This window comes from Cupriavidus sp. HE11 (genome assembly GCF_056097175.1).
In genome coordinates this window covers 3,108,394-3,132,547 of the sequence record NZ_CP184464.1, presented here as the reverse complement: position 1 = coordinate 3,132,547, position 24,154 = coordinate 3,108,394, and the positions used below count along the sequence as shown (strand labels likewise).

27 protein-coding genes and 1 tRNA gene are annotated in these 24,154 nt (G+C 62.1%); 11 read left to right on the top strand and 17 right to left on the bottom strand.

Annotated features, from left to right (window positions below):
• Nucleotides 1-315: 315 nt before the first annotated feature.
• The 7 genes from ACOABP_RS14575 to ACOABP_RS14545 form a co-directional block, all read right to left on the bottom strand.
• Nucleotides 316-483, bottom strand: coding sequence for a hypothetical protein (locus tag ACOABP_RS14575; protein WP_474225759.1), 168 nt, complete (start codon nt 481-483; stop codon nt 316-318).
• Between the two features lie 210 nt (nt 484-693).
• The gene (locus tag ACOABP_RS14570) at nt 694-1,077 is read right to left on the bottom strand and encodes a hypothetical protein (RefSeq protein ID WP_474225758.1); all 384 of its coding nucleotides are present in this window, start codon (nt 1,075-1,077) and stop codon (nt 694-696) included.
• A gap of 34 nt (nt 1,078-1,111) precedes the next feature.
• The gene (locus ACOABP_RS14565; RefSeq protein WP_474225757.1) at nt 1,112-1,672 is read right to left on the bottom strand and encodes an Hsp20/alpha crystallin family protein; all 561 of its coding nucleotides are present in this window, start codon (nt 1,670-1,672) and stop codon (nt 1,112-1,114) included.
• 132 nt (nt 1,673-1,804) lie between these two features.
• On the bottom strand, nt 1,805-2,221 hold the full coding sequence (locus tag ACOABP_RS14560) for an Hsp20/alpha crystallin family protein (RefSeq protein WP_474225756.1): 417 nt from the start codon (nt 2,219-2,221) through the stop codon (nt 1,805-1,807).
• A gap of 16 nt (nt 2,222-2,237) precedes the next feature.
• The gene (locus tag ACOABP_RS14555) at nt 2,238-2,678 is read right to left on the bottom strand and encodes an Hsp20/alpha crystallin family protein (RefSeq protein WP_474225755.1); all 441 of its coding nucleotides are present in this window, start codon (nt 2,676-2,678) and stop codon (nt 2,238-2,240) included.
• Nucleotides 2,679-3,187: 509 nt separating this feature from the next.
• Nucleotides 3,188-3,568 (bottom strand): LysR substrate-binding domain-containing protein, encoded by a 381-nt coding sequence (locus ACOABP_RS14550; RefSeq protein WP_474225754.1) that lies wholly within the window; start codon nt 3,566-3,568, stop codon nt 3,188-3,190.
• A 99-nt stretch (nt 3,569-3,667) separates the two neighbouring features.
• Complete coding sequence (locus ACOABP_RS14545) at nt 3,668-4,423, bottom strand: IclR family transcriptional regulator (protein ID WP_474225753.1); 756 nt, start codon at nt 4,421-4,423, stop codon at nt 3,668-3,670.
• A gap of 92 nt (nt 4,424-4,515) precedes the next feature.
• On the opposite strand from ACOABP_RS14545, the gene ACOABP_RS14540 reads away from it, so the two are divergent.
• The 5 genes from ACOABP_RS14540 (at nt 4,516) to ACOABP_RS14520 (ending at nt 9,304) form a co-directional block, all read left to right on the top strand.
• Nucleotides 4,516-5,490, top strand: a complete 975-nt coding sequence (locus ACOABP_RS14540) for a Bug family tripartite tricarboxylate transporter substrate binding protein (RefSeq protein ID WP_474225752.1) — start codon at nt 4,516-4,518, stop codon at nt 5,488-5,490.
• A 109-nt stretch (nt 5,491-5,599) separates the two neighbouring features.
• Nucleotides 5,600-6,298, top strand: coding sequence for an RraA family protein (locus tag ACOABP_RS14535; protein WP_474225751.1), 699 nt, complete (start codon nt 5,600-5,602; stop codon nt 6,296-6,298).
• The gene (locus tag ACOABP_RS14530) at nt 6,295-7,227 is read left to right on the top strand and encodes an NAD(P)-dependent oxidoreductase (RefSeq protein WP_474225750.1); all 933 of its coding nucleotides are present in this window, start codon (nt 6,295-6,297) and stop codon (nt 7,225-7,227) included. The genes ACOABP_RS14535 and ACOABP_RS14530 overlap by 4 nt, the downstream gene beginning before the upstream one ends.
• A 9-nt stretch (nt 7,228-7,236) precedes the next feature.
• Nucleotides 7,237-8,307, top strand: coding sequence for a cyclase family protein (locus tag ACOABP_RS14525; protein ID WP_474225749.1), 1,071 nt, complete (start codon nt 7,237-7,239; stop codon nt 8,305-8,307).
• A gap of 31 nt (nt 8,308-8,338) precedes the next feature.
• Nucleotides 8,339-9,304, top strand: a complete 966-nt coding sequence (locus tag ACOABP_RS14520; RefSeq protein ID WP_474225748.1) for a tripartite tricarboxylate transporter substrate binding protein — start codon at nt 8,339-8,341, stop codon at nt 9,302-9,304.
• 880 nt (nt 9,305-10,184) lie between these two features.
• Here the strand turns inward: ACOABP_RS14520 and ACOABP_RS14515 are convergent.
• Both ACOABP_RS14515 and ACOABP_RS14510 read right to left on the bottom strand, forming a co-directional pair.
• Nucleotides 10,185-10,703 carry a 3'-5' exonuclease family protein gene (locus ACOABP_RS14515; protein WP_474225747.1) on the bottom strand — a complete coding sequence of 173 codons (519 nt, stop codon included), beginning with the start codon at nt 10,701-10,703 and terminating at the stop codon, nt 10,185-10,187.
• Entirely contained in the window at nt 10,700-11,284 is a 585-nt protein-coding gene (locus ACOABP_RS14510) for a hypothetical protein (RefSeq protein WP_474227892.1), read from the bottom strand. Before ACOABP_RS14510 ends, ACOABP_RS14515 begins: the two co-directional genes overlap by 4 nt.
• On the opposite strand from ACOABP_RS14510, the gene ACOABP_RS14505 reads away from it, so the two are divergent.
• Entirely contained in the window at nt 11,246-11,491 is a 246-nt protein-coding gene (locus ACOABP_RS14505; protein WP_474225745.1) for a helix-turn-helix domain-containing protein, read from the top strand. The two genes, ACOABP_RS14510 and ACOABP_RS14505, sit on opposite strands and share 39 nt — an antisense overlap.
• A 13-nt stretch (nt 11,492-11,504) precedes the next feature.
• Complete coding sequence (locus ACOABP_RS14500) at nt 11,505-11,777, top strand: helix-turn-helix domain-containing protein (RefSeq protein ID WP_474225743.1); 273 nt, start codon at nt 11,505-11,507, stop codon at nt 11,775-11,777.
• A 121-nt stretch (nt 11,778-11,898) separates the two neighbouring features.
• On the opposite strand, the gene ACOABP_RS14495 is transcribed toward ACOABP_RS14500, so the two are convergent.
• The 7 genes from ACOABP_RS14495 to cysS form a co-directional block, all read right to left on the bottom strand.
• The gene (locus ACOABP_RS14495; RefSeq protein WP_474225742.1) at nt 11,899-13,593 is read right to left on the bottom strand and encodes a hypothetical protein; all 1,695 of its coding nucleotides are present in this window, start codon (nt 13,591-13,593) and stop codon (nt 11,899-11,901) included.
• Between the two features lie 117 nt (nt 13,594-13,710).
• Nucleotides 13,711-13,804 (bottom strand) — tRNA-Ser (locus ACOABP_RS14490).
• Between the two features lie 136 nt (nt 13,805-13,940).
• Complete coding sequence (locus tag ACOABP_RS14485; RefSeq protein WP_474225740.1) at nt 13,941-15,191, bottom strand: aspartate kinase; 1,251 nt, start codon at nt 15,189-15,191, stop codon at nt 13,941-13,943.
• A gap of 176 nt (nt 15,192-15,367) precedes the next feature.
• Nucleotides 15,368-16,843 (bottom strand): tRNA lysidine(34) synthetase TilS, encoded by a 1,476-nt coding sequence (gene tilS / locus ACOABP_RS14480; protein ID WP_474225738.1) that lies wholly within the window; start codon nt 16,841-16,843, stop codon nt 15,368-15,370.
• Nucleotides 16,809-17,780: an acetyl-CoA carboxylase carboxyltransferase subunit alpha gene (locus tag ACOABP_RS14475; protein WP_066738727.1), complete on the bottom strand. Its 972-nt coding sequence runs from the start codon at nt 17,778-17,780 to the stop codon at nt 16,809-16,811. The genes tilS and ACOABP_RS14475 overlap by 35 nt, the downstream gene beginning before the upstream one ends.
• A 135-nt stretch (nt 17,781-17,915) precedes the next feature.
• Nucleotides 17,916-18,749 (bottom strand): DNA-3-methyladenine glycosylase family protein, encoded by an 834-nt coding sequence (locus ACOABP_RS14470; RefSeq protein WP_474225737.1) that lies wholly within the window; start codon nt 18,747-18,749, stop codon nt 17,916-17,918.
• Nucleotides 18,746-20,134 (bottom strand): cysteine--tRNA ligase, encoded by a 1,389-nt coding sequence (cysS, locus tag ACOABP_RS14465; RefSeq protein ID WP_474225735.1) that lies wholly within the window; start codon nt 20,132-20,134, stop codon nt 18,746-18,748. Before cysS ends, ACOABP_RS14470 begins: the two co-directional genes overlap by 4 nt.
• Nucleotides 20,135-20,300: 166 nt before the next feature.
• On the opposite strand from cysS, the gene ACOABP_RS14460 reads away from it, so the two are divergent.
• The 4 genes from ACOABP_RS14460 to ACOABP_RS14445 all read left to right on the top strand — a co-directional run bounded on the left by ACOABP_RS14460 (nt 20,301) and on the right by ACOABP_RS14445 (nt 23,117).
• Nucleotides 20,301-21,020 (top strand): tetratricopeptide repeat protein, encoded by a 720-nt coding sequence (locus ACOABP_RS14460; RefSeq protein WP_474225733.1) that lies wholly within the window; start codon nt 20,301-20,303, stop codon nt 21,018-21,020.
• Nucleotides 21,021-21,100: 80 nt separating this feature from the next.
• Entirely contained in the window at nt 21,101-21,709 is a 609-nt protein-coding gene (locus tag ACOABP_RS14455) for a peptidylprolyl isomerase (RefSeq protein ID WP_474225732.1), read from the top strand.
• A 50-nt stretch (nt 21,710-21,759) separates the two neighbouring features.
• Entirely contained in the window at nt 21,760-22,260 is a 501-nt protein-coding gene (locus ACOABP_RS14450) for a peptidylprolyl isomerase (protein ID WP_474225731.1), read from the top strand.
• Nucleotides 22,261-22,325: 65 nt separating this feature from the next.
• Nucleotides 22,326-23,117: a UDP-2,3-diacylglucosamine diphosphatase gene (locus ACOABP_RS14445; protein ID WP_474225729.1), complete on the top strand. Its 792-nt coding sequence runs from the start codon at nt 22,326-22,328 to the stop codon at nt 23,115-23,117.
• A gap of 63 nt (nt 23,118-23,180) precedes the next feature.
• Here ACOABP_RS14445 and cysE read toward each other — a convergent pair whose 3' ends face one another.
• The gene (gene cysE / locus ACOABP_RS14440) at nt 23,181-23,924 is read right to left on the bottom strand and encodes a serine O-acetyltransferase (protein WP_474225728.1); all 744 of its coding nucleotides are present in this window, start codon (nt 23,922-23,924) and stop codon (nt 23,181-23,183) included.
• Nucleotides 23,925-24,154: the final 230 nt, after the last annotated feature.

Below are 24,154 nucleotides of genomic sequence, written 5' to 3'. Positions count from 1 at the left end.
GCGATTGACGGCAGCCGGTGTTGCACAGGCGGCTCAGTCGACGAGTTGCAGTTACACCTATCATCAAAAGGCGGGTCCCCTCGTGAGCGGACATTCGCGAACGGATCGCAAGGGACCGCACATGGCAGCTTTCTGCCTTTGGTCGGGCCTGGCCCGCCGGCTCGAGCTTCCTGGTGGCAGATTCAGTTCACAACCCGCAAACGCTTATCCAGCAAGGGATGGCGCAAAACGGACGGTGATCGCCGGGTGAGTTGACACATTTACTGTCGCAACGTTTCCGAAAAAAGGCCGGCGGGAGCCGGCCGTTTGATCCGCCTAAGTGCTTCGCTCTTGCGCGTCGAGGAATGGCCGCGCATCTTTTAAGATCTCCTCGGCGAAGCTTCTAGTCTCATCGGTTAGGCCGGACGCCAAAACCGTGCTCAATGCCGCATACAGCGCGTGGATTTGATCGATTGCTTGATCAAGTTGCGATTTTTCGAGCATGTCTTCCTTCTCTAAAAATTGCCTCGGACGCCTTAAATCGGAAAGAATTTTAGTAAATCGGCTCCCAACGCCGATTCACTTGCTTTCGGCCCGGGACATGGCCCCCTGACGAAGCACCAATTCCCGGGTCGAAAGAATTAGATTTTCCGCCTTCAATCATCACACCCGATTGGATCAGCGGCGTCGTGGCGCACCGTAACACATGGCAAATCAATGTATCGGCGCGATGATGCCCAGCTTCTCCGCCAACATCCGCTCGTAGACGCCGAAATGCAAGTCCACGTCAGCCTGACTGACCACCGTGATTTCCATGCTGATCCGATCAGGCTTCAAGCCAAATACCGTGGCCAGTGCCACCTCAAGAGGCAGGGCAGCGTCTTTGTCCTTCGGGAAGGTCGTGCCAATACTGATCGTATAGGCACTTTCCCCGACCGCCGCGACCTGCAGCAGGCGTGCCGCGGCGCTCAGGTTGTGCTCAATTGCAAGACGCGACACCTCCGCCACGTAGCGCGTCTTTTCAGTTGGGAAACCGCGTGCGCACAAAAGGCGCACGCGATGCTTGCCCAATGTCATCCAGTCGGTATCGAATTCCATGAGAGGCCTCCGCTATGTAATAGGTCTCGGTGGTTCATTGGATGTTGATCTTGCGCGCGGAGGACGATGACGTGTCGCTCTTAGGCAAGCGCAGCGTCAGAACCCCTTGGTTAAATCGGGCTTCGACGTTGTCCAGGTCAAGCCCGTCCGGCAAGGGGATGCTACGCATGAACGCGCCGTACGCGCGCTCAAGGCGATAGCATCCGCTTTCCTCGGTCCGGACATCCTGCTTCTTCTCGCCCCTCAGCACTAGCGCACCATCCTCAATGCTGATCTGCACCTCCTCGCGTTCCATGCCGGGCAATTCGGCAGTGATCCGAAGTGCCGCGCCGTCGTCGACGACGTCGATCCGAGGCTGGAAACGCGACGAACTGAAGTCGCCAAACCAGCGGTCCAGGCCACTGAAGTTGGCGAGAGGTTCATGCAGGAAGTCGCTCATGGCACGCCAGGGATCGCCAGAGAAAAGTCGCGATACGTCCGTCCATTCCGGAACTCGGTGCCGTGGTGGGGCGGTGCCCGACGCTTCATTGGCGGTCGTTTTGTCGACAGTCTTCCGCAGGAATTTGAAAGGGTTCCACTTGTGTTCCGTTTTCATGTCGCGGCTCCCGATTGAGTATCATCGATTGTCGAAAGGCGTCATGCGCCCTGCGTTGGCATCGCAATAGCGCATGACGCGTTCGCATCCTTGTGGACGCGTTCGCATCCTTGTGGACGCGTCATGAAGGCGCTACGTGACGTTGACGGTTATGCGTCGTGGACGCGCTTCATCGCGGCGGGGAATAGTCAACTTCAGCACGCCATCCTGCAACTGAGCGCCGATCTGGGTTGAATCCAAGTCCGGACTCAGCGCGAAGGCCCGAGCAAAGTGGGGCTGACGCATTTCCGCATGCTGCACCCGTAACCCGGCCGGTGTCGGCACGACAGCTTCGGCCTCGATGTGGAGGCTGCCGTCGTGGACGCTGACTTGCAGCTTGTCGCGGGTCACGCCCGGCAGGTCTGCCCAAAGCGTAACGCCGCTGCTGTCCTCGACGATGTCCACCGCCGGCAGTAGCGTGACGGGCCGCGTGGCCTGCGTAGCCTTGTCGTCCCGAGGTTGCGCCACAGCGCTCGGTTCGTGTTCGACGACTTGCGAAGAATCGTTCATGGCAGTCTCCTTCCGGCTATTGGACGGTGATCGCTCGCGGCTTCGATGCCTCGCGCTTGCCCACCCTGACCGACAGACAGCCGTTGGCATAGTGTGCTTGCACCTTGTCGGGATCTACGTCGGTAGGGAGCTCGATTACCCGGCGGAAGCTGCCGACAAAACGCTCCTGAGCGTAGCGTCGGGCCTCCGACGTGTCGTCGGGACAGACGGATTGGCGTTCGCCGCTGATTGTCAGCAAGCCTCTGTCGATCGAGACTTCGAGATCTGCTTGCTTCACTCCGGGCGCAAATGCAACGATCTCGATGGAGTCGTCCGTCGCGCCGATGTTGATTGCAGGAAATGCGCCGAAGCGTCCAGCGCGGATGCTGGAAGGAAAGCCGCCGAACAGCGACGTCATTTGCCTTTGCAGGCGATCGAGTTCACTGAAGAGGTCGGTTTCGAAGAATGCTTCACTCATGGTCGTAGCCTCCTTTAATGCAGCAAGGAGGGATGGGCATCACGCGCTCCCATTCACCTGCCTGGCTGCCGGCAAACAAACAGAAACACGCAGCGCGACTTCGCGACTGCCTGAGCAGAAAATAAAATAGTAAAAGCCAGCGCAATTTCAAGTGTCGCAAGAAGCACCCGAATGCGCTGACCCCGCCGGACAAGACTAGGCATGACGAGGCGGATTCTGTGCGGCGCGAGAGCCGCGCCGGCCGCAAGTGGGCCGGCTTCTATCCACCAGCACGAGCGAAATCCGTTCTCGGAGACCGGAGTGGCCGAACTTTGCTTCACCCAGGTCAATGACCGCTTTCAGCCTGCGATTGGTCGTCCGATATTGCGTTTATGCCCGTCTATTTTTGGTCGGTCAGAGAACGTCACCCACAGACCGTTGGCACCGAAAGAAAGCCCATCGGACATCCATCGGGCCCCGGATCAAGGAGCTATTGATTTCCGGGTGAAATAGTCATACCAACTGGACAATCAAATACCCGTCACTTCCAATGTGATTGTTTCATATAACGCCTCCGCGGCAGGCCGCAATGGCCTGTCTCGGCGGCGTATCAGCGCCAGGACGCGGTCCACGTTAGGTTCGATCAAAGGGATTGCGCAAAGCCGAGAATGATCGCGCGGCACCGCCATGCCTGGGAGCACGGCCATGCCAAGACCAGCGTCAACCAGTGCTAACACCCCAACGACGTGGTTGGCTTCGTAATGAATGGTAGGTCGTCGCTCGAGGTGGGCGATGGCAGATTCGATCAAGGCGCGATTACCGCTTTGCTTCGACACGCTGACCGTCCGTTCCGGCGTCTTCGCCCCGCGCGGTACCCCTGACGCGATCCTAGAGAAGATGAACAAGGCCATCGACACCGCTATCAAGTCACCGGAACTGCGCGCCAGATTGATCCCGCAAGGCTCTGATGAGGTAGTTAGAGCAGTGGCTCAAAATCGCGTCTCGAAAAATCAGGGATGCCATGTCGTAGGGCGGACACTCTGATCCCGGGAGCCGGAAATTGCATAGGACACTTCCTTTCCCGCTGCCAGCATCAGATCCACATACTCCGCCAACTTATCTCGCGTCAGCCGACTAATGGGCCCTGAGATGCAAAGAGCCCCAGCCAAAGTCCAATTGATTCCGAACACCGGGACAGCCAGGCTCGAAACTTCAGGCTCCCGTTCGCCCATTGAAATGAAATAACCATCTTTGCGAATGGCCTCGTAAGGCTCGCCGCTTTCGCCTGCGAATGCCCGCAACACTCTGCCCGGCGCTCCGGTGAGAGAAAGCCTCTCTCCGACGCGCACGTGGTGCCGCACCGCGCCCGGCCCTTCCACTCGCACCAGGCAGGCCCGAGTGTCTCCCTCCCGGACATAAAAGGCCGCGCTTTCGCGTGTTTCGTAGCTAATTCGCCTGAGCACGGGCTCTACCGTTTCATTCACGCGAAATGCAGCCTGATAACGCGCGCCCAGCCATCCTGCGGCCGCGCCGAGGCGCCATTGGCCATCTTCGCGTTGGACCAGGTACTCGCTTTGCGCCAGTGTCCTCGCTGTACGCAGCACGGTCGATTTGCCCATCCCGACCCGTCGGCTCAACTCCGACAAGCTTAACGAAGCGTCATCGGCAGAGAAGGCTTCGAGAATTTGCAGAGCACGGGTGACCGCAATGATTGTGTCTTTATCCGCACCTTCGGGCGCATTTTCAGGCTGAGCATTCCGTTTCATGGTACATGTTCCGCTATGGACAACGCGATTGTATAGCACGGAACAACTATCTATAGTCAAGGCACAAATACAAGGTTCAATTGGAGACACCCTTGAAGATCATCCTTCGCGTTCTGGCCGCCTGCACCATTGCTGCAGTGCCTGGCCTTCCTGCATATGCCACAGACGCCTATCCGTCCAAGCCCATTCGCCTGATCGTTCCCTTCCCCCCGGGCGGCGCGCCGGATACCTTCTCGCGCGAAATTGGCCAACAACTGAGCCGGGATCTGAAGTGGACCATCATCGTCGACAACAAGCCAGGTGCTGGCGGCAACCTCGGCGTCGAGGCTGCGGCAAAAGCATCGCCTGACGGCTACACGCTGGTATTCGGCCAGACCAGCAATCTTGCCATCAACCCGTCGTTGTACAAGAAGCTGCCGTATGAACCAGCGAAAGATCTCACGCCCATCGGCTTGATTGCCTCCGCACCTCTCGCGATAGTTGCCAACAACAGTTCACCATACAAGAACCTGGCGGACGTGCTTGCCGCCGCGAAGGCCAAGCCAGGCACGGTAACGTTCGGCACGCCAGGCAATGGTACGGTCGCACACCTCGCCATGGAACTCCTGCAGAAGCAGGCTGGCGTGAAGATGCAGCACATTCCATACAAGGGTGCATCGCAGGCTCTCACCGACGTTTTGAGTGGTCAGGTAGAAATCTATATTGGCTCCGTCCCTACGGTGATGGGCCAAATCAAGACCGGCAAGTTGCGCGGAATCGCTGTGACCTCTGCGAAGCGTTCGCCGCAATTGCCTAACACGCCCACAGTGGCGGAAGCCGGCGTGAAGCAATTTGACGCGGACACATGGTTCGGCCTGCTTGCACCCGCCGGCACCCCGGCACCCGTCGTCGCAAGACTCAATGCCGAATTGAATCGAGTACTCCAGGTCCCCGCCGTTCGTTCCAAGATCGAGGCCGAAGGAGGACAGGTCTTGGGCGGTAGTACCGCAGCATTTGCAGACCTATTGCAAAAGGATCTTGCTCGCTGGCGAGTCGTGGTCAGAGACTCGGGCGCGACCATCGATTAATGCCTCGGCGCGCGACCGCGCGCCGGAATTCCACTTTCGCAGTTTCACAATCCGTCAGTTGGCTTGCCAACTGCGCGGCTGAATTCATTCGCAGATTTTAGGAGCGACCATGTCGGCAACCCAACAACTCCCTGATGTCATCCGTGATTTCGAACGCGTTTCATCCGACATCGTCAAGCAGGCGTCCGAGTACGCGTCTTCGATCTTCGCCGATGTAGCGGGTCGCCGCGGCGGACTGCACGGGCGGATCGCACCTCTCAGTCAGAAGAGCAAGTTCTGTGGTCCGGCTGTCACCGTGGAAGTTCGCCCCGGCGATAACCTGATGATTCACGCCGCGATGGCACTGGCTCAACCTGGCGACGTCATTATCGTTGACGGCAAAGGCGACCAAAACAGCGCGCTGATGGGCGCAATCATGGTCAATCAGTGCATTGCTCTCGGTGTGGCTGCCGTCGTCCTGGACGCCGCTGCGCGTGATGCCGAAGAGATCATCGAGACTGGCTTCCCGATGTACTCTGTAGGACTGAATCCCAACGGCCCTACCAAGTTCGTACCCGGCCGCGTGAATCATCCGATTCAATGTGGCGGCGTTACAGTGCGCCCGGGCGATCTGGTCATCGGCGATGCAGACGGCGTGGTCGTCATCGAACGCGAAAAAGCGCCGACTCTGATCGAGGAGGCTGCAAGGAAGGTAGCGGCGGAGCGTAAACGCATCGAAGGCATCAAATCCGGCGAAGCACTGCGACCATCCTGGCTGAATGATGCCTTGCGTGCCGCCGGTGTCCTGAAGGCAGGGGAAACGCTGTGAGTACGCCAGACAAGCCCGCAATCGTTGTGACCGCGGCGAGCATTGCGCCACAGGCGGTCGCGCTGCTGTCCGACTTCGAACTGGTCTATGCAGGTAAAGCGGCAACCGAAGAAGAGACCGCAGAACTTTGCCGGCGTTACGCGCCTGTGGCGATCATCGTCCGCACAAGCAAGGTCGGCGCCATGGCGCTCGACGCGGCGCCGTCGATTCGCGTCCTGTCAAAGCACGGAAGTGGCATCGACAACATCGACCAGGAAGCTGCGAAGGCTCGTGGCGTCAAAGTCGTGGCCGCAGCAGGCGCAAATGCGGCAGCAGTGGCCGAACAAGCGCTGGCGCTAATGCTGGCCTGCGCAAAATCGGTGGTAAGCCTAGACCAACGCACACGCAACGGCCATTGGGACAAATCAACGCATCAAAGCCTCGAGCTGAGGGGGCGCACGCTCGGTCTTGTCGGCCTGGGGGCGATCGGCCGACGTTTCGCGCGGATGGCGAATGCCATGGACATGAAGGTCATTGGATTTGACCCTTATGCCACCGATCTGCCGGCGAACATCGAGAACGTCAGCCTCGACACGATCTGGCGAAATTCGGACGTCATATCGTTCCATTGCCCACTGACCACCGAGAATCGCGGACTGCTCAACGCGGAGAACCTGGCTAAATGTAAGGATGGCGTTATCGTCGTCAACACCGCGCGCGGTGGGCTCGTTGAAGAAAGCGCGCTTCTGGCAGCAGTTGAGCGCGGCAAAGTGGCCGCAGCAGGCCTGGATTCGTTGCAGGAAGAGCCGCCACCCGCCGATCATCCCTTCTTCAGAAACAGCAAGTTCATCATCAGTCCGCACATCGGAGGCGTAACGAGCGATGCCTTCGTCAACATGGGTGTTGCCGCCGCGACGAACGTGCTGGCCGAACTTGCGAAGCTGCGGTAAGGAGCCGACATGAGTGAAGCACCAAGGCGGTGGCAGCGTAAGCCGGACGGCAGCAATTGGGGCGAATTTGGACCGAACGATCAGCGTGGGCGCATGAACCTGGTGGATCGCGCCAAGGTACTTCAAGGCGTCGCAGAGGTACGCGAAGGCATTACGTTCTGCCTTTCGCTTCCCCTCGATTACCCCGGCGGCCAAACCATGAACGTGCGTCGGCAGCCACCGCGGCGCTTCGCCGTCCTTCGGGATGGAAAGAGCGCCGGGCAGCAGGGTTTCTGCTGGTCGTACCGTTCGGAGGATCCCGATCTGACGGACGTGGTCAATGACGATGTCGTGCTCATGAGCCTGCAGTATTCAACGCAGTGGGACAGCCTTGCACACGTAGGCAGTCATTTCGATGCCGACGGTGACGGCAGCGACGAAGCCGTCTTCTACAACGGCTTTCGGGCCGGCGAGGACATCAGAGCCGGTGTCGAGACTCAAGCGCCCGAGGCGTGGGCAAGATACGAGAACCCGGAAGCTGGCGCGTTGAGTATCGCCGTCCTTGCTGAGCACGGTGCTCAAGGCCGCGGCGTCATGATCGACATCGAGCGCCACATTGGGCGTAAACGACAGGCTGTCGGCTACGACCAGCTCATGCGCATTCTGGAAGCAGATAACGTAACCGTCGAGTCGGGTGATATGGTCTGCCTCCATACCGGGTTCGCCGACACATTGTTATCGATGAACAAGTCGCCCGATCTCAAGGTACTCCACGAATCCGGCACCGGACTGGATGGCTACGACGCGAAGCTGCTCAATTGGATCACCGACTCGCGCCTGGCATGCCTGCTGGCAGACAACCCCGCCGTGGAGCTGGTTGTGCCGAAACCGCTGACGCCTTCCCCCATACGCGGGCCACGACTGCCGCTGCATGAACATTGCCTGTTCAAGAATGGCATTCACCTCGGCGAGCTGTGGCAATTGACACCATTGGCATGCTGGCTGCGCGAGCACAATCGTAGCCGCTTCCTGCTGACCGCCCCACCCCTGCGCCTTCCCGGCGCAGTAGGTTCGCCAGCGACTCCGATCGCGACGGTCTAATACACAACTATAACTTTCTGGAGACGAAACAATGTTCAAGTCCGTTACGGGCGCCATTGCCGGCCTCATACTGCTGTGCGTCACCACGTTTGCCAGCGCCGCTTATCCGGATCATCCAATCCGTCTCGTCGTTCCATATCCCGCAGGCGGCGCGGCCGACACGGTCGCCCGCATCGTAGCTGCCCCTCTGGGTACTAAGCTGGGTCAGACCATTGTCGTAGACAACCGCCCCGGTGCGAGCGGCGTGATCGGTGCCGGCGCGGTCGCCAAGGCTGCGCCGGACGGCTACACCCTGCTACTGGATGCTACGGCTCACTCGGTCAATCCTAGTCTGCAACCGAAGCTTCCTTACGACACCGCGAAGGACTTTGCCCCTATCTCCCTGGTGGTGCTAGTGCCAAACCTTCTAGTGGTTCCTCCAAACTCTCCGTTCAACTCGCCCAAGGACATCGTGGCGCGCGCCAAGGCTACGCCTGGAAAGCTGACCTATGCGTCCGCGGGCTCCGGCACCGCACAGCATCTGGCAGCAGAGCTGTTCCGCCAACAGTCCGGACTGAATATGCTTCACGTACCCTATAAGGGGGGCGCACCAGCCTTGAGTGACTTGATGGGTGGCCAGGTGGACATGATGTTCAGCAACATGGCAGCGTCTTACCCACTGGTCTCTGGCAAAAAGTTGAAGGTGCTGGCGACAACTGGCGCGAAGCGGTCTGCCGCGCTGCCAGATGTCCCCACCATCGCCGAATCCGGGCTGCCGGGCTACCAGGTGTATGAGTGGAACGGCTTGTTCGCGCCTGCTGGCACCTCTGCGGAAATCATAGACAAGATCAACAAGGCAACAATCGAGGTCTTGGCACAACCCGCCATCAAGGAACGTCTCGCCGCAATCGGCGCAGAGGCTTCTGGTGATAAGCCCCAAGAATTTCGAAAGTTTATTGATGCGGAGCGCGCAAAATGGGCGACAGTCATTAAACAGGGCAACATTCGCCCGGAATGATGTTGGGTCTGGAGAACGTACTGCGCGGACAGTCGATGGCCGCTACGTCCGTCGCTATGGCCATTCGCATCCCCCTGATGACGACTCGTCGGGGCGAAAAGCAGCTGAATTAAGTGCCCGGTCGAGACCTACGTAGCCCAGCTGCCTGCGTGTGGCCTCCGAATCATGCATGATCGCGGCAGTCGGTCTGGGCGAAATTCGTCCCCGCCTTGAATTGTCGGCACGGGCGTGCGATTTGTGCGGACTTGTTGGTCTAGCAAGGGACTCTGCAATGGGGTGGTGAGGCTCGCCACACTGGTTGTCAACAGGTGACAATTGGAAGTAGCGAGCGCCGTGGGTCCGCCACGACAACTGAAGCCCATGGCGAAGGCCGCTATCCGACCCATCTGAGCCGTTCAAAGCGGCAATACGAGCGACCGTTCATGACCGATGGGGTGAAGTCGCCAACGGCCGCTTATTGGCGCTCCAGTTCGCAGAACCCGAATTTGGCTGACTGACCGGTTTGGAGAGCGTTATCTGACCGGAGTGGGTCGGTAGCCGCCTTCTGCGCCAGGAAGCCATTGCCAGGATAAGCGGAGGTCCGAGACCGACCAATCTCTGCCATTGCTAGTTGGTCGGCAAGCGTCCGTTGTCCAGCCGAAGACAGCCTTTGGCTTGGAAACGGTGCGCCGGGCAACCTTGCAGCGGGCTCGCTTGCCCGCCGCATTATACGCATCGCCTTACGCTGCTCATTTTGACCTGTCGATTATGCTGGTCTTAGGGTCCACAGCGGTCCTCGGGCATAAGATCCATTCTGTCAAATCGGTGGCGAGGAACTAACCGGTGCCCCTGCGAAACGCGCAGTGCCACAGGATAGGGATATCTGTGGACGATTTTTGAGCTAGAAGCAGTAAGCGTATGCATTGGCTCGCGCATCGTGCAGCGCATGGTGCTCGCCGCCATACCTAACGAAATATGCCGCCCGGAGTGTCGCGTCGATTCGGCCGCTGATATTCTCGAACTGCCAATCGATTGGCAACTGACCGTTCAGCAGAGACCGCAGCATGCCCATGTCCAGGACGTGGTCGTAGCAGAGGACAGGCTTGGATGTCGCAGGAACGTCGGCGATCCAGCCACGCAGCTCCTCGCTCAGTTGCTCCAGAATCATCGCCCTCCCCTCGAGTCGACCAAACTGCGGTATCACCACCGCTCTGACGAAATCGCTACACCGCGTTTCGCTATAGTCTGTACGTTCGCCGTAGAACTCGAGACCATTCTCTCCAACGATTGCGACGCTCAGAACCTCAGGGGCCTGGAAGTTGCTGAACTCCGTGTCAATGAAGTAGCGGTTGCCCCAACCGCTGGAGCGATTCGGCGAACACGACCAATTCATCGCGTCATGAAAGCGCGTATCTGTCATCGCGTACCCGTTTCTTCGGGAGCGTGCCAGACGCGCCGCCCGCGCTGATAGCGTGTTGCGAAACCATGGGGCACTGAGAACTTACGACCTGCGGTGGTGGTGAACTGCGTCACGGTGAGCAGGCGCTGGTGGCTCTCGCTATATTCGCTCGCGCCAATTCGGATCTCGCTCAACGGATCCAGATGCCAGTCGTCAACGCGTTGCATGCCACCCGTGCTCACCACTGCCGCGCCGCGCAGCACGCTCGGCCCACCAAGAAACTGATCAAGGGAAGCAGCACCACGGGTGAGACCCATCCAGACGACGCGTGGTACCGCACGTGATCGCTTCTGCCCTACGCGAAGTACCAGCAAGTCGCCGGGCATCCACTGCTCCATCACCGCCCACACACCCGCGCCGCCGCCAACAATCGCCGACTGAAGCGGCAATCGATTTTCGTCCTGAATCAGAAACATATGCCTTAAAGCGAAAAGGCCACCCCGTTCAAAAATGGGTCGTAAATGCCGTGGCCAAATAACCATCATACCGTTGACCATCACGGGATGCAAAGAGTCTCGGGCAAACAGGACGATGTAGGACATCTGGCCGCCATTGGCGCAGTGGTCCGCGCTCGCCGGTTAGCGCTTGGCGTGTCCCAGGAGGCGCTTGCCCATGCGACCGGCATCGATCGCAGCCACATGGGCCGGATCGAACGGGGCGAACGCAATCTGTCCGTGCTCAATCTCATCAGAATTGCCACCGCGCTGGAGGTCGCCCCCTCCTCCCTTCTCATGGCATCCGGTCTATAGGCGCCGATCCGCCATGGCGAGCCAGATCATGACGATCGAGCAGGCTTTCGGGCGAGCTGTGCGGATCCGGCGCAAGGCAATCGGATGGAATCAAAGCGATCTGGCCAATCACGCAGGCCTGCAAACGGCCGCCGTCAGTCGCGTCGAACGCGGCGATGGCGCGCCCACCCTGCGGACCATGGAACGCATCGCCGCGGCACTGAACGTGCGGCTCTCCCTGCTGCTGCGGCTGGCAGAAAGACTTCGGGTGACGAAAGACACGCCCGCCTCCCCCGCGTCGAAATGAACCCGCCAGCTCAGGTGGGGTGCGCAGGCATCGCCGTCGCAGTGCGAAACTGATCGCTGGGCGATGCCATCGCGTGCGTGTCCCCACGAGAATGCGCCTTCTATCGCAGCCCCCAGCTCCGCTACAGAGGGAAGCCCTCAATCACCAGCTTGTTCATGCAACTTGACATCAACGACAAGGGCGTCTCGCCATATGTCGCACCGACTGATCCCATTGCATGTCCATCGATCACAAAGCGAATGTGCTCAGGCAATTCACACGCCCTCCAGTTGGTCGCAAAACCGTGACGAAACGAATGGAAGGTTTTGCGCTTGTCTGTAATGCCCACATCTTTACGCAAAAACTCACCAAACCACTTAGAAAAATTTGCGGTCAAGCTTCCATACTTGTTCCGCATCAGATCGGGAAACAGTGGGGCATCAGGACCGGGCAGCGATGCCACATAGTCAAGCAGACCTAAGCGGATCAGCACGGGATGCAGGGGCACATCGCGGTTCGAGGTGACCGTCTTGGTAGCATTTCCATCCGCGTTGTCGATCACGAAATAGTCGAGGTGTCGAAGGCCCAGGCCTTTCTTGAAATCGCGTTGCTTGAGTTGACCGATTTCCTCCAATCGCGCCCCAGAAAAACAAGCGATCAACGGCAGCCAGAAGGCGGCGACGCCTCCCGCGCTGCCGCAGTACACGGCAGCGCGGGAGGCAAAGATCGGATGACTGAAAATACGCTGAACATCGTCGGCATCGAAGGAGACGCGCGGCTTGGGTTGATTCCTTGGCAGCGATACCGAAACCCCATCGAAGGGTGAATGCTCGATCCGGCCATTGGCCACTGCAAGCTTGAAGATGGCGGCAAGCAAACCAAATTTTTTCTGCGCCGTTTGGGCCGAGCCATGCTCCAGCAGGTAAATCTTGAACGCGACCGCCTTGGCCTTGGCTAGTTCGCTGGCATGCGTAATCTGGGCAAAGGTCGCGAACTCCGCTATCGCGGCACGCATGGCCAGCACTGTGCGCGGATTGCGCCCGCGCTCGCGTACCCAATCATTCGTGAGGTCGTCAACGGTCAGCCCGGTCTTTTCCGTCGTAAGCCGGGCATTCGCGACGGGCTCGACGTTGAACGATGGCGGCTGTACGGTCATTGGCAACGGCAGCGACGCCATGACCGGCGCAACGCTGGCGCCCGACATCAACCTTTCGGTATTGCGGAGCTGGATCTTGCGGTGCGCCTGCAGCAAGGCCTGCATGGCGCTCAGACGAAGGCTCTGATACTCGATCTGCTCGCGATCGACTTTGATATGCAAGTGCGGCAGCAAGGCGTCGAGAAACGGATCTGCCGGACTATAGTCATGTTGCGCGGCCTGGCGCCCCAGATCGGCCACCACGCGATCCATGCAGAGCTGGTGCGCGCTCAGCGCATCCGGCGGCAGCAGCCCTTCGGGCTGCGCGTTGCGCGCCAACAATGGCCCCTCTAGGGCACCCTGCGCGGATCCCTGCCGCCGCGCATGGGCTTCGCAGTCCAACAACGCCTGCTCGAGTGTGCCACTCACCTCAGCGCTAAACTTGCCCGCATTGCCGGCATCCAGCCGCCGCCAGGGACGCAGGTGCACCGCGCGCAGCTGCTGGAAATACGCGTCGTAATGGCTGACGTAGTCGGCCACCAACTGCCGATAGCGTGCCGGATCTGCCGAGCGCAAGCTTCTGCAAATGATCTTGGGGCCAGTCCAGAACGGCCGTATGTCCTGCGGGACCGTGTAACGGAACGCCGGAAATTGACTATCGGGGCGCCAATGAAGATATTTAGGAAAACGATGGGATTTCATGAGATCCACCTCTCCATGCATGGTACGCCGTCTGGTACGTTGCGTGGTACGGTGGTGAGAGCGTAAGAGCCCTTTGTGAAACCAGAACCCGGCCCCCGCGGGGGCCGGGTAGTCTTCTGGCGGAGACGGAGGGATTCGAACCCTCGATCCAGGTTTTGGCCCGGATGCTCCCTTAGCAGGGGAGTGCCTTCGACCTCTCGGCCACGTCTCCCAAACTTTTGTTGTGCAAGGGAGGCTGCACAACAGAGCGCGTATTCTAGCGAGGCAGTTTCGACTGGTCAATGAATTTCTCGTGACCCGTGACAAAAATCACGCCAATCCTGCCCGCCGGAATTTTCAGCAGCGGATCACGCCTGATCCAGCTCGAACACCTTGTGCAGCGCGCGCACGGCGAGCTCCATGTACTTCTCGTCGATCAGCACCGAGATCTTGATTTCCGAGGTGGAGATCATCTGGATGTTGATACCCTCTTCCGACAGCGTGCGGAACATCTTGCTGGCGATGCCCACGTGCGAACGCATGCCCACGCCCACCACCGACACCTTCGACACCTTCGGGTCGCCCGACACGCTGGCGGCACCGATATGGGCCTTCACGCTGTCGTTCAGGATGGTCAGCGCGCGCTGGTAGTCTCCGCGCGGCACGGTGAACGTGAAGTCGGTCTTGCCGTCCACCGACTGGTTCTGGATGATCATGTCGACGTCGATGTTGGCGTCGGCGATCGGGCCCAGGATCTGGTAGGCGATGCCCGGCTTGTCCGGCACGCCCAGCACGGTGATCTTGGCCTCGTCACGGGCAAAGGCAATGCCGGAGATGACGGCTGCTTCCATTTCAGACTCTTCCTCAAAAGTAATCAGCGTGCCCGAATGCATTTCCTGTTCGAGCGGCATCAGGGGGTCGGTCAGCGACGACAGCACGCGGGTCTTCACGCGGTACTTGCCGGCGAATTCCACCGAGCGGATCTGCAGCACCTTCGAACCCAGGCTGGCCATTTCCAGCATTTCCTCGAAGGTGATCTGGTCCAGCCGGCGGGCGTCCTCGACCACGCGCGGATCGGTCGTGTACACGCCGTCCACGTCGGTATAGATCAGGCACTCGTCGGCCTCGATGGCGGCGGCGATAGCCACGGCCGAGGTATCCGAACCACCGCGACCCAGCGTGGTGATGTTGCCTTCGTCGTCGATGCCCTGGAAGCCGGTGACCACGACCACCTTGCCGGAATCGAGGTCGCCCAGGATGCGCTCGTCATCGATCGACTCGATACGGGCCTTGGTGAAAGCCGAATCGGTCTTCACCGGCACTTGCCAGCCGGTATAGCTGACCGCGTCGATGCCTTCGCCGTGCAGCGCGATTGCCAGCAGCGCCACGCTGGCCTGCTCGCCAGTAGAGGCCAGCATGTCCAGTTCACGCGGGTCCGGCTGTGCGGAGATTTCCTTGGCAAGGCCCAGCAGGCGATTGGTCTCGCCCGACATGGCCGAAGGCACCACGACAACGCGGTGACCTGCGCGGTGCCACTTGGCCACGCGCTTGGCGACATTCTTGATGCGTTCCGTGGAACCCATCGAAGTGCCGCCGTATTTGTGAACGATGAGAGCCATCTTCTTGTCGACGCCAGCGGTTGTGCAAAGCCGATGAAATTACACCAAGAGTGGCTACCCGTAAAGGCCAAAGGGCGAAAAACCCGCAAAAACGCCACACATTCGGCGTCATTTTTATGTGAATAATATTCACATAAAGGATTATATCTGTCCCCATTTATCCGTCAGCGACACGTCTAATCGCCCCGTTCCAGCCCTGACAACCACGCCACGCGCCAGCGCGGCGCATGTGGCGCATCGGCCGGCCAGCGGCGGTGCATGCCCAGTCCGGCGGCCAGCACGAGCGTGTCGCCGCTCCACAGCAGCGGCAGATGGGCGCGCCGCCAGGCCGGGATATCCGCCTCCTGGTACGCCTGCTTCAACGCCCTTGCCGGCCCGCCAGGGCGCAGCACGATGCGTTCGCCCCCTGCCCTGGCCGCCAGGCGCAGCGGCGCCCGCAGGATGGCCTCAGGCACGCCAAACGTGTCATCCCGGTCGAAGCGCAATTCCCCCCGCCAGGCCGGCACCACGATGCGCGCCTCGCCGCGCCATTCGAACGCGAACGGCGCCGGCACCCCGGCCGGCACGGCACGGCAAGCCAGCACGCGATCGCGAAAACGCCGCAGCATCAGGCCGTCATGCGCCACGGCGGGCTCGCCGCCGTCATGCTCGATCAGTTGGGTACGCATTGCGGCCAGGCGGGCCGTGGATGGCGGCAACGCGCCGAGATCGCGCAGCCAGTGCCGCAGCACCGCATCGGCATGCTCCGCGGACAAGGCACGTAGACCCGCGAGGTTCAGCTCGGAAAGGGTATCGGCGTCGCGCCCGCTGCAGACCAGCCTGGCAAGAGACTGGGCGGCAAGCGCGTCGAGCATGCCGGCCGCCTGCGCAAAATGCGCGGCGGCCTGGGTAACGTTGTCGTATAGCGCGGGAAAGGCCTGCAGCAGCACAGGCAACTGGGCGCGCAGGGCGTTGCGCGCAAAGCGCGTGTCAGTATTCGAGGGATCGTCGATCCAGCGCAGGCCATGCGCTGCGCAGTAGGCATCGATGTCGGCGCGCGGCACGTCCAGCCAGGGGCGCAGCAGCCGGACCTCGCCATGGGCATCGCCCAGGGCATCGAGTGGGCGGCTGGTGGGCATGCCAGCCATGCCGGCGACGCCGGTGCCGCGAAATAGCCGCAGCAGCACGGTTTCCACCTGGTCGTCGCGATGATGGGCAAACAGCAGCAGCCGGGCACCCTGCTCGCGGCACATCCGTCCCAGCGCCGCATGCCGGGCACGCCGCGCCGCGGCTTCGACGCCCTCGCCGGCCGTGAGCTGCACGGTCACGCGCGTGCTAGCCAGCGGCACCCGCAGGTCCGTACACAGTGCCGCACAGAAGCGGTCCCAGTCATCGGCCTGGGCCTGCAGCCCGTGATGCACGTGCAACGCCACCACGCGCGCCAGCGGGCACGCCGCGGCAAGTGCATCGCGTGTCGCATGCAGCAGCGCTACCGAATCGCGGCCACCGGACAGCGCCACCGCGACGGTCACGGGCCGGCCGCCCTCAGAAACAACAAAGGCCGCACTGGCCTGGACAGCCTGTGCGACCTTGTCGGTCAGACGCGCGGTAAGGTGCGTCGAGTCTTCAGCGCTCACATCACTCCTGGGCGCCGGTTTCCTTGAATTTGCCATAGGCCATCAGGCGCTCGTGGCGGCGGGCCTGCAGTTCCTTGACGCTCATGCCCTGGAACTGGCGCAGCGATTCGGCCAGCGTGCGCTTTAGCATCGTTGCCATGCCCTTCGGATCGCGATGCGCGCCGCCCAGCGGCTCGTTCACGATCTTGTCGATCAGGCCCAGCGCCTTCAGGCGGTGCGCGGTCAGGCCAAGGGCCTCGGCCGCCTCGGGTGCCTTCTCTGCGGTCTTCCACAGGATCGACGCGCAGCCTTCCGGCGAGATCACGGCGTACGTGGCGAACTGCAGCATCTGCACGACGTCGCCCACGGCAATCGCCAGCGCGCCGCCCGAACCGCCTTCGCCAATGATCGTGGCGATCAGGGGCACCTTCAGGCCAGCCATCACATAGAGGTTATGGCCGATGGCTTCCGACTGGCCGCGCTCCTCGGCATCGATGCCCGGGAATGCGCCCGGGGTGTCGACGAACGTGAAGATCGGCACGCCGAACTTGTCGGCCAGTTCCATCAGGCGCTTGGCCTTGCGATAGCCCTCGGGCTTGGACATACCGAAGTTGCGCAGCGCGCGTTCCTTCGTGTCGCGGCCCTTCTGGTGGCCGATGACCATGCAGGCCTGGCCGTTGAAACGCGCCAGGCCACCAACGATCGACAGATCGTCGGCAAAGGCACGGTCACCATGCAGTTCATGGAAGTCGGTGAAGATCTCGCGCACGTAATCCAGCGTGTACGGACGCTGGGGGTGACGCGCGATCTGCGCAACCTGCCATGGGGTCAGGTTGGCATAGATATCCTTGGTCAGCTGCTGGCTCTTGCCGGCCAGCCGCGAAATCTCTTCGGAAATATCGACAGCCGAATCGTCCTGCACAAAACGCAGTTCTTCGATCTTTGCCTCGAGCTCGGCAATCGGCTGCTCGAAATCCAGGAAGGTGGTTTTCATAAAAACGCGGACCTGTCTGTGAAGGGGCGCATTCTACCGGAAAAAATCCAGAAAACCGCCGCACAATATGTTGATTCTTATGCATATTTGGCAAGAATCAACGCCATCATCACTGCAATCCATCCGATCCAGTTACTAATACGTCACTGGCAGCGGGTCCAGACTGCGCCACATATACCAGGTAGCCACCGTGCGCCACGGCTCCCAGTTGGCCGCCACCTCGCGCGCCTCGCTGCGAGTGACGGGTTCGCCACTGAAATAATTGGCCGAGATGGCGTTGATCAGCCCTACGTCATCGAGCGGCAACACGTTGGGACGCATCAGATTGAACATCAGGAACATCTCCGCCGTCCAGCGGCCGATGCCGCGGATCTGGGTCAGTTCGGCGATCACGGCCTCGTCATCCATGCCGGCCCACTCCTTGACATGGACAGTACCGGCCTTGAAATGCTCTGCCAGATCGGTGATGTATTCCGCCTTGCGCTTCGACAGGCCACATCCGGCCAGCTGTTCCGTACCGGCCTTCAGGAACTGGGCCGGCGTAACGCGCGGGCACAGCGTCACCAGGCGCTCCCACACGGACTGCGCGGCCTTGACCGAGATCTGCTGGCCGACGATCGAGCGGGCCAGCGTAATGAACGGATCGCCGCGCGACACCAGGTGCGCGGGCCCGTACGTAGGAATCATCTTGCGCAGGATGCGGTCGCGCTTCATCAGGTCCGCGCAGGCCTCGTCCCAGTAGGCCGGACGCACGGCGTCGACCACCGTCTCCACCGGCAGCGGAACGGCCTGCGCCTCCGGCAGGTCAGGCTTGCGCGCCTTGCCGGATGCCCTGGCCGTGGCGGGTGCCTTGGCGACGTCCCGCGCCGGCGCCTTGGCCGTTACCTTGGGCGCCTGCCTGGCCGCAGTCCTGCCGGCAGGCTTCGGCGCCACGGCAACGGACTTCGGCTTGCGCACGGCAGCGTTCAAGCACGCCTCCACTCGGTGGCGCCACCCGGCTTGTCTTCCAGCACCACGCCCGCCGCCAGCAGATCTGCGCGGATGCGGTCCGCCTCGGCGAAATTGCGCTCGGCCTTGGCCGTACGGCGCGCGGCGATCTGGGCTTCGATCTGGTCGGCACTCAGGCCATCGGCCGCCGTGCCACCCTGCAGGAAGGTATGCGGGTCGCGCTCCAGCAGACCCAGCGTGCCGGCCAGCGCCTTGAGCTGGTGGGCGGCCTGGACCGATCCGGTGCGATTGACCTCGCTTGCCAGGTCGAACAGCACCGACATGGCGATCGGCGTGTTGAAGTCGTCATTCATTGCGTCGGCAAAGCGCTGCGCGTGCGGCTCGGCCCAGTCCACCGCGCAACCGCCGGGCTGCGTTTCCTTGAGCGCCGTGTACAGGCGCGTCAGCGCATGGCGGGCATCGTCCAGGTGGGCATCGCTGTAGTTCAGCGGGCTGCGGTAGTGCGCGCGCAGGATGAAGAAGCGAACGACTTCGGGGTCGTACTGCTTCAGGACTTCGCGGATCGTGAAGAAATTGCCAAGCGATTTCGACATCTTCTCGTCATTGATACGCACGAAGCCGTTGTGCATCCACATATTGACGAACGGCTTGCCGCTGGCACCTTCCGACTGGGCAATCTCGTTCTCGTGGTGCGGGAACTGCAGATCGGCGCCACCACCGTGGATGTCGAAATGCTCGCCCAGCAGCGTGCAGCTCATGGCAGAGCATTCAATATGCCAGCCCGGGCGACCGCTGCCCCACTTCGAATCCCACTTGCTCTCGGGCGGCTCGCTTTCCTTGGCCGACTTCCACAGCACGAAGTCCAGCGGGTCCTGCTTGGCGTCGTTGGCGCTGACGCGTTCGCCGGCGCGCAGGTCTTCCAGCGACTTGCCGGACAGCTTGCCGTAGCCCGGGAACTTGCGCACCGAATAGTTCACGTCGCCGTCGGCGGCGTGGTAGGCCAGACCCCTGGCCTCGAGCTTCTCGATGATGTTGAGCATCTGCGGCACGAACTCCGTGGCGCGCGGCTCGTAGTCCGGCCGGATCACGCCCAGCGCGGCAGCGTCCTCATGCATGTACTGGATGAAGCGCGTGGTCAGCTGGCCGATGGTCTCGCCGTTCTCGGCGGCGCGACGGATGATCTTGTCGTCGATATCGGTGATGTTCTGCACGTACGTCACGTCGTAGCCCGCGGCACGCAGCCAGCGGTGCACCATATCGAACACCACCATCACGCGCGCGTGGCCCACGTGGCAGTAGTCGTACACGGTCATGCCGCACACGTACATGCGGACCTTGCCGGGTTCGATAGGCACGAAAGGCTGCTTTTCACGCGCAAGCGTGTTGTAGATGTTCAGTTGCTGCATGGAGCGATGTGATTGGGTGACGATGCGGCGCGCGCGATGGCGCACGGGCCCCATATCTTACCGGAAGCTTGTCGGGCCGGCCCGAGGCGGGTCTCGGCATTGCGCCCTGTCCTGCACGCCCTGCCGCTTTGCTAGAATGCCGCGGAGTATAACGGACCGCCCTTACATGAGCCTGCTTCTGCCCACCACCATCCTTGCAACGGCCCGCCGCAGCGCCAGCCTGTCCGCCCTCACCGCCCAGGCCGCCCTTCGCGCCGCCGGCGGCGTGCTGGCGATGACGGCGGCCCTGGCAGCCGCGCCGGCCCTGGCGCAGAACGGGCCCGTATCCATGCCAGCCCCGCCGGCACCGACCAGCGGCGTGGTGTCCACCGACCCCGGCATGGTGCCGGCGCAGAAGGCCGTCAACGACAAGCGTTACGAGGACGCCATCAAGGGCTTCGACAAGGTGCTGGCAACCAACCCGCGCAACGCCCAGGCCCGCTTCCAGCGCGCATGGGCCATGGCGCAGGCCGGCCACGAAGACGACGCCATCCAGGCCTTCGCCGAAATGGCGCAGGACTTCCCCGAGCTGCCCGAACCGCACAACAACCTGGCCCTGCTCTACGCCAAGCGCGGCGACCTGAAGCGCGCCGAGGCCGAACTGCTGCTCGCCATCGACGCCAAGCCCGACTACGCCATCGCCTACAGCAACCTGGGCGATGTCTATCGCCGGCTGGCCGAAAAGGCATATGGCGACGCGGTACGCCGCAACCCGGGCGACACGCGCGCCGCCGCAGGCCTGCGCCAGTTGGGCGTGGCACCGGTGGCAGCCCCGGCTCCGGCTTCGGCCCCGGCTGCCGTCCCCAAATCGCGCAAGGCGCCGGCCAGCGCGCCGGCAGCCCGCTAGACACCCAGGCAATGCCGGCGTCATCGGCGCCGGCCGCCTGCCCGACCTGCTCACCTGCATTGCAAGACGGAGTCCCAGAGATGACCCTTTCCCGCCGCATCGTCCTGGCTGGCCTGGTGGCCGCCACCACTGCACTGTCCCCGCTGGCAGCCCTGGCCCAAGGCGCCAGCCCGGCCGCCGCCGCACCGAAGACCGAGCGTGTGCAGTTCGTCACCAGCGCCGGCAAGTTCACGGTCGAGGTGTATCCCGACGCCGCCCCCAAGACCGTCGCCAACTTCATGGAATATGTGAAGAGCGGGTTCTACGGCGGCACGATCTTCCACCGCGTAATCAACGGCTTCATGGTGCAGGGCGGCGGCTTCGACCGCGACATGAAGGAAAAGCCCACGCGCGCGCCGATTCCGCTGGAAGCGCAGAATGGCCTGAAAAACAAGGCCGGCACGGTAGCCATGGCGCGCACGTCGAATCCGAATTCCGCCACTGCGCAGTTCTTCGTCAATGTGGTGGATAATCCGAACCTCGACTACCCGCAGCCGGATGGCAACGGATATGCCGTATTCGGCAAGGTGGTGGAAGGCATGGACACGATCGACAAGATCAAGACCACCCCGACCACGGCTTACGGCGCCATGCGCAACGTGCCGGCCGCGCCGATCGTGATCGAGTCCGCCACCGTCGTCACCAAGTAAGGCCGCGCGCACCGCGCGTGGTCATAACCGTCACCGAACAGAGGTAACCCATGAGCAAGGTACAACTCCAAACGACGCAAGGCGTCATCACGATCGAACTGGACGCCGAGAAGGCCCCGAAATCGGTCGAGAACTTCCTGTCGTACGTGCGCAAGGGCCACTATGACAACACGGTCTTTCATCGCGTGATCAAGAACTTCATGATCCAGGGCGGCGGTTTCGAGCCGGGCATGAAGCAGAAGGACACCGATGCCCCGATCGAGAACGAGGCCGGCAACGGCCTGAAGAACGACCGCTACACGGTTGCCATGGCCCGCACCAACGCGCCGCACTCGGCCACGGCCCAGTTCTTCATCAACGTGGTGGACAACGACTTCCTGAACTTCAGCTCGCCCACGCCGCAAGGCTTCGGCTATGCCGTGTTCGGCAAGGTCGTGGAAGGCACCGACGTCGTGGACGCCATCAAGGGCGTGCGCACGGGCAGCTCGGGCTTCCACCAGGACGTGCCGATGGACGACGTGGTGATCCAGAAGGCCACCATCGTCGAGTAATCCGGCGACAACGTTCCTTTCGATGGCGGCATGCCGCTCGTGGTGAACACACCTCTCCGACACGCATGACCGCATCCGACCGCACGCCGGCGGCCGCACCGATCGAGGTGCAGGCGCCGGCGTGGTTCATTTCCGACCTGCACCTGACACCCGGCATGCCGCGCACGCTGGCCGCCTTCCAGCGCGTGCTGGACCAGGCCGCACGGCACGCACGCACGCTGTTCATCCTGGGTGACTTCTTCGAATTCTGGGTGGGCGACGAGGAAACCGAAACGCCGTTCGCGGCAGAGGTGGCCGCCGCCTTGCGCCGGCTGGCCAATGCCGGGACACCGGTCTACCTGATGCACGGCAATCGCGACTTCCTGATTGGCCGGCGTTTTGCCGATGCGGCCGGTGCCACGTTGCTGCCGGACCCTTCGATCATCCATTGCGCCGGGCAGCGTGTGGTACTGAGCCACGGCGACATGCTCTGCACCGACGATCCACGCTACAACCGTTTCCGCCACTGGACCCGCAAGGGCTGGGTGCAGCGGCTGTTCCTGGCGCTGCCGCTTGCCACGCGGCTGAAGATCGCGCGCCGCCTGAGGTCCGACAGCGAGGCCGGACGGGCGCGCCAGGCAGAAGGCGCAGCGCCGCCAGACTATGGCGATGCGGCACCGGCTGCCGTCGATGCCCTGCTGGCATCGAGCGGCGCCCCTACCCTGATACACGGTCACACGCACCGCCCGGCCCGCCATGCGCATGCGCGCGGCGACCGCTGGGTGCTGACCGACTGGGACCTCGATGGCCGCCATCCTCGCGCGGCCGTGCTGCAACTGGACACCGGCGGCTTCACGCTGCTGTCGCAGGTGGATTGACGATGCCGTCCGCCCCGCGAACCACGCCGCGCCGCTCGGCCTGCCAGTCAGTCGCCCGTACCCCTATTTCATCAGCTTGCGCAATTCGCTCGCGTCAAAGCGGTCGTTCGGGGTGTTCTCGAGATGCTCGCCGAGCCGGTCGAGCGCGGCCAGTACGGCCTCGATGCGGTCATGTTGCTTGGCCGCGTTGTCGATCAGGCTCTTGAGCGCCAGCGATACCGGATCGTCGGCGTTCGGCGTGATACCGTAGGCCGAGAATTCCTGTTTCGCGCCCTGCTGCTGCGGCGGCGCGTCGGGCATGATGATGCGGGCCGGAATGCCCACTGCGGTAGCGCCCGGCGGCACCGGCTTGAGCACCACGGCATTGGAACCCACGCGGGCGCCATCGCCCACCTCGAATCCGCCCAGCACCTTGGCGCCGGCACTGACCACCACGCCGACACCCAGTGTGGGATGGCGCTTCTGGCCCTTGTAGAGCGACGTACCGCCCAGCGTCACGCCCTGGTAGATCGTGCAGTCGTCGCCAATTTCGGCTGTTTCCCCAATCACCACACCCATGCCGTGATCGATGAATACGCGGCGGCCAAGCCTGACCGCCGGATGGATCTCGATCCCGGTCAGCCAGCGCGACCAGTGCGAGATCCAGCGTCCGAGCCAGTGGAATCCACCGCCCCAGCACGCGTGGGCCACGCGATGGAAAATCACGGCGTGCAGCCCCGGATAGCAGGTCAGCACCTCCAGGCGGCTGCGTGCGGCGGGGTCGCGCCGCATGATGGCATCGATATCTTCCTTCAGGCGAGTGAACATCTTCGTCGTGTCGTGTTGCCGCGCCGATACGCCGTTCGCCCAACGTGCGAACGGTCGCCGGCGCGGTCAGGAGCCGGTCTTGTGCTTCTGGATTGCGTTGGGGGACGGCCTTGGCGCGTGCGAGCAGGGAGTGTAAGAGATTTGTGCGCCTGCCGCCGGGCCCTGAGGCCATCAGGGCTTTTCGGGTCGCGACGGCTTCAACATCGCGGCGGCTGACCAACGCACGCGCG

Bases quoted from the DNA above. Each gene is read 5' to 3' on its own strand.
- cysE (WP_474225728.1), bottom strand. From the start codon at position 23,924: ATGTTCACTCGCCTGAAGGAAGATATCGATGCCATCATGCGGCGCGAC.
- ACOABP_RS14455 (WP_474225732.1), top strand. From the start codon at position 21,101: ATGACCCTTTCCCGCCGCATCGTCCTGGCTGGCCTGGTGGCCGCCACC.
- ACOABP_RS14535 (WP_474225751.1), top strand. From the start codon at position 5,600: ATGTCGGCAACCCAACAACTCCCTGATGTCATCCGTGATTTCGAACGC.
- ACOABP_RS14500 (WP_474225743.1), top strand. From the start codon at position 11,505: ATGGCGAGCCAGATCATGACGATCGAGCAGGCTTTCGGGCGAGCTGTG.
- ACOABP_RS14510 (WP_474227892.1), bottom strand. From the start codon at position 11,284: ATGTCCTACATCGTCCTGTTTGCCCGAGACTCTTTGCATCCCGTGATG.
- ACOABP_RS14515 (WP_474225747.1), bottom strand. From the start codon at position 10,703: ATGACAGATACGCGCTTTCATGACGCGATGAATTGGTCGTGTTCGCCG.
- ACOABP_RS14485 (WP_474225740.1), bottom strand. From the start codon at position 15,191: ATGGCTCTCATCGTTCACAAATACGGCGGCACTTCGATGGGTTCCACG.
- ACOABP_RS14565 (WP_474225757.1), bottom strand. From the start codon at position 1,672: ATGAAAACGGAACACAAGTGGAACCCTTTCAAATTCCTGCGGAAGACT.
- ACOABP_RS14475 (WP_066738727.1), bottom strand. From the start codon at position 17,780: ATGAAAACCACCTTCCTGGATTTCGAGCAGCCGATTGCCGAGCTCGAG.
- ACOABP_RS14495 (WP_474225742.1), bottom strand. From the start codon at position 13,593: ATGAAATCCCATCGTTTTCCTAAATATCTTCATTGGCGCCCCGATAGT.
- ACOABP_RS14450 (WP_474225731.1), top strand. From the start codon at position 21,760: ATGAGCAAGGTACAACTCCAAACGACGCAAGGCGTCATCACGATCGAA.
- ACOABP_RS14575 (WP_474225759.1), bottom strand. From the start codon at position 483: ATGCTCGAAAAATCGCAACTTGATCAAGCAATCGATCAAATCCACGCG.
- ACOABP_RS14460 (WP_474225733.1), top strand. From the start codon at position 20,301: ATGAGCCTGCTTCTGCCCACCACCATCCTTGCAACGGCCCGCCGCAGC.
- ACOABP_RS14550 (WP_474225754.1), bottom strand. From the start codon at position 3,568: ATGGCCTTGTTCATCTTCTCTAGGATCGCGTCAGGGGTACCGCGCGGG.
- ACOABP_RS14445 (WP_474225729.1), top strand. From the start codon at position 22,326: ATGACCGCATCCGACCGCACGCCGGCGGCCGCACCGATCGAGGTGCAG.
- ACOABP_RS14520 (WP_474225748.1), top strand. From the start codon at position 8,339: ATGTTCAAGTCCGTTACGGGCGCCATTGCCGGCCTCATACTGCTGTGC.
- ACOABP_RS14555 (WP_474225755.1), bottom strand. From the start codon at position 2,678: ATGAGTGAAGCATTCTTCGAAACCGACCTCTTCAGTGAACTCGATCGC.
- ACOABP_RS14570 (WP_474225758.1), bottom strand. From the start codon at position 1,077: ATGGAATTCGATACCGACTGGATGACATTGGGCAAGCATCGCGTGCGC.
- ACOABP_RS14560 (WP_474225756.1), bottom strand. From the start codon at position 2,221: ATGAACGATTCTTCGCAAGTCGTCGAACACGAACCGAGCGCTGTGGCG.
- ACOABP_RS14505 (WP_474225745.1), top strand. From the start codon at position 11,246: ATGCAAAGAGTCTCGGGCAAACAGGACGATGTAGGACATCTGGCCGCC.
- ACOABP_RS14525 (WP_474225749.1), top strand. From the start codon at position 7,237: ATGAGTGAAGCACCAAGGCGGTGGCAGCGTAAGCCGGACGGCAGCAAT.
- ACOABP_RS14545 (WP_474225753.1), bottom strand. From the start codon at position 4,423: ATGAAACGGAATGCTCAGCCTGAAAATGCGCCCGAAGGTGCGGATAAA.
- tilS (WP_474225738.1), bottom strand. From the start codon at position 16,843: ATGGCAAATTCAAGGAAACCGGCGCCCAGGAGTGATGTGAGCGCTGAA.
- cysS (WP_474225735.1), bottom strand. From the start codon at position 20,134: ATGCAGCAACTGAACATCTACAACACGCTTGCGCGTGAAAAGCAGCCT.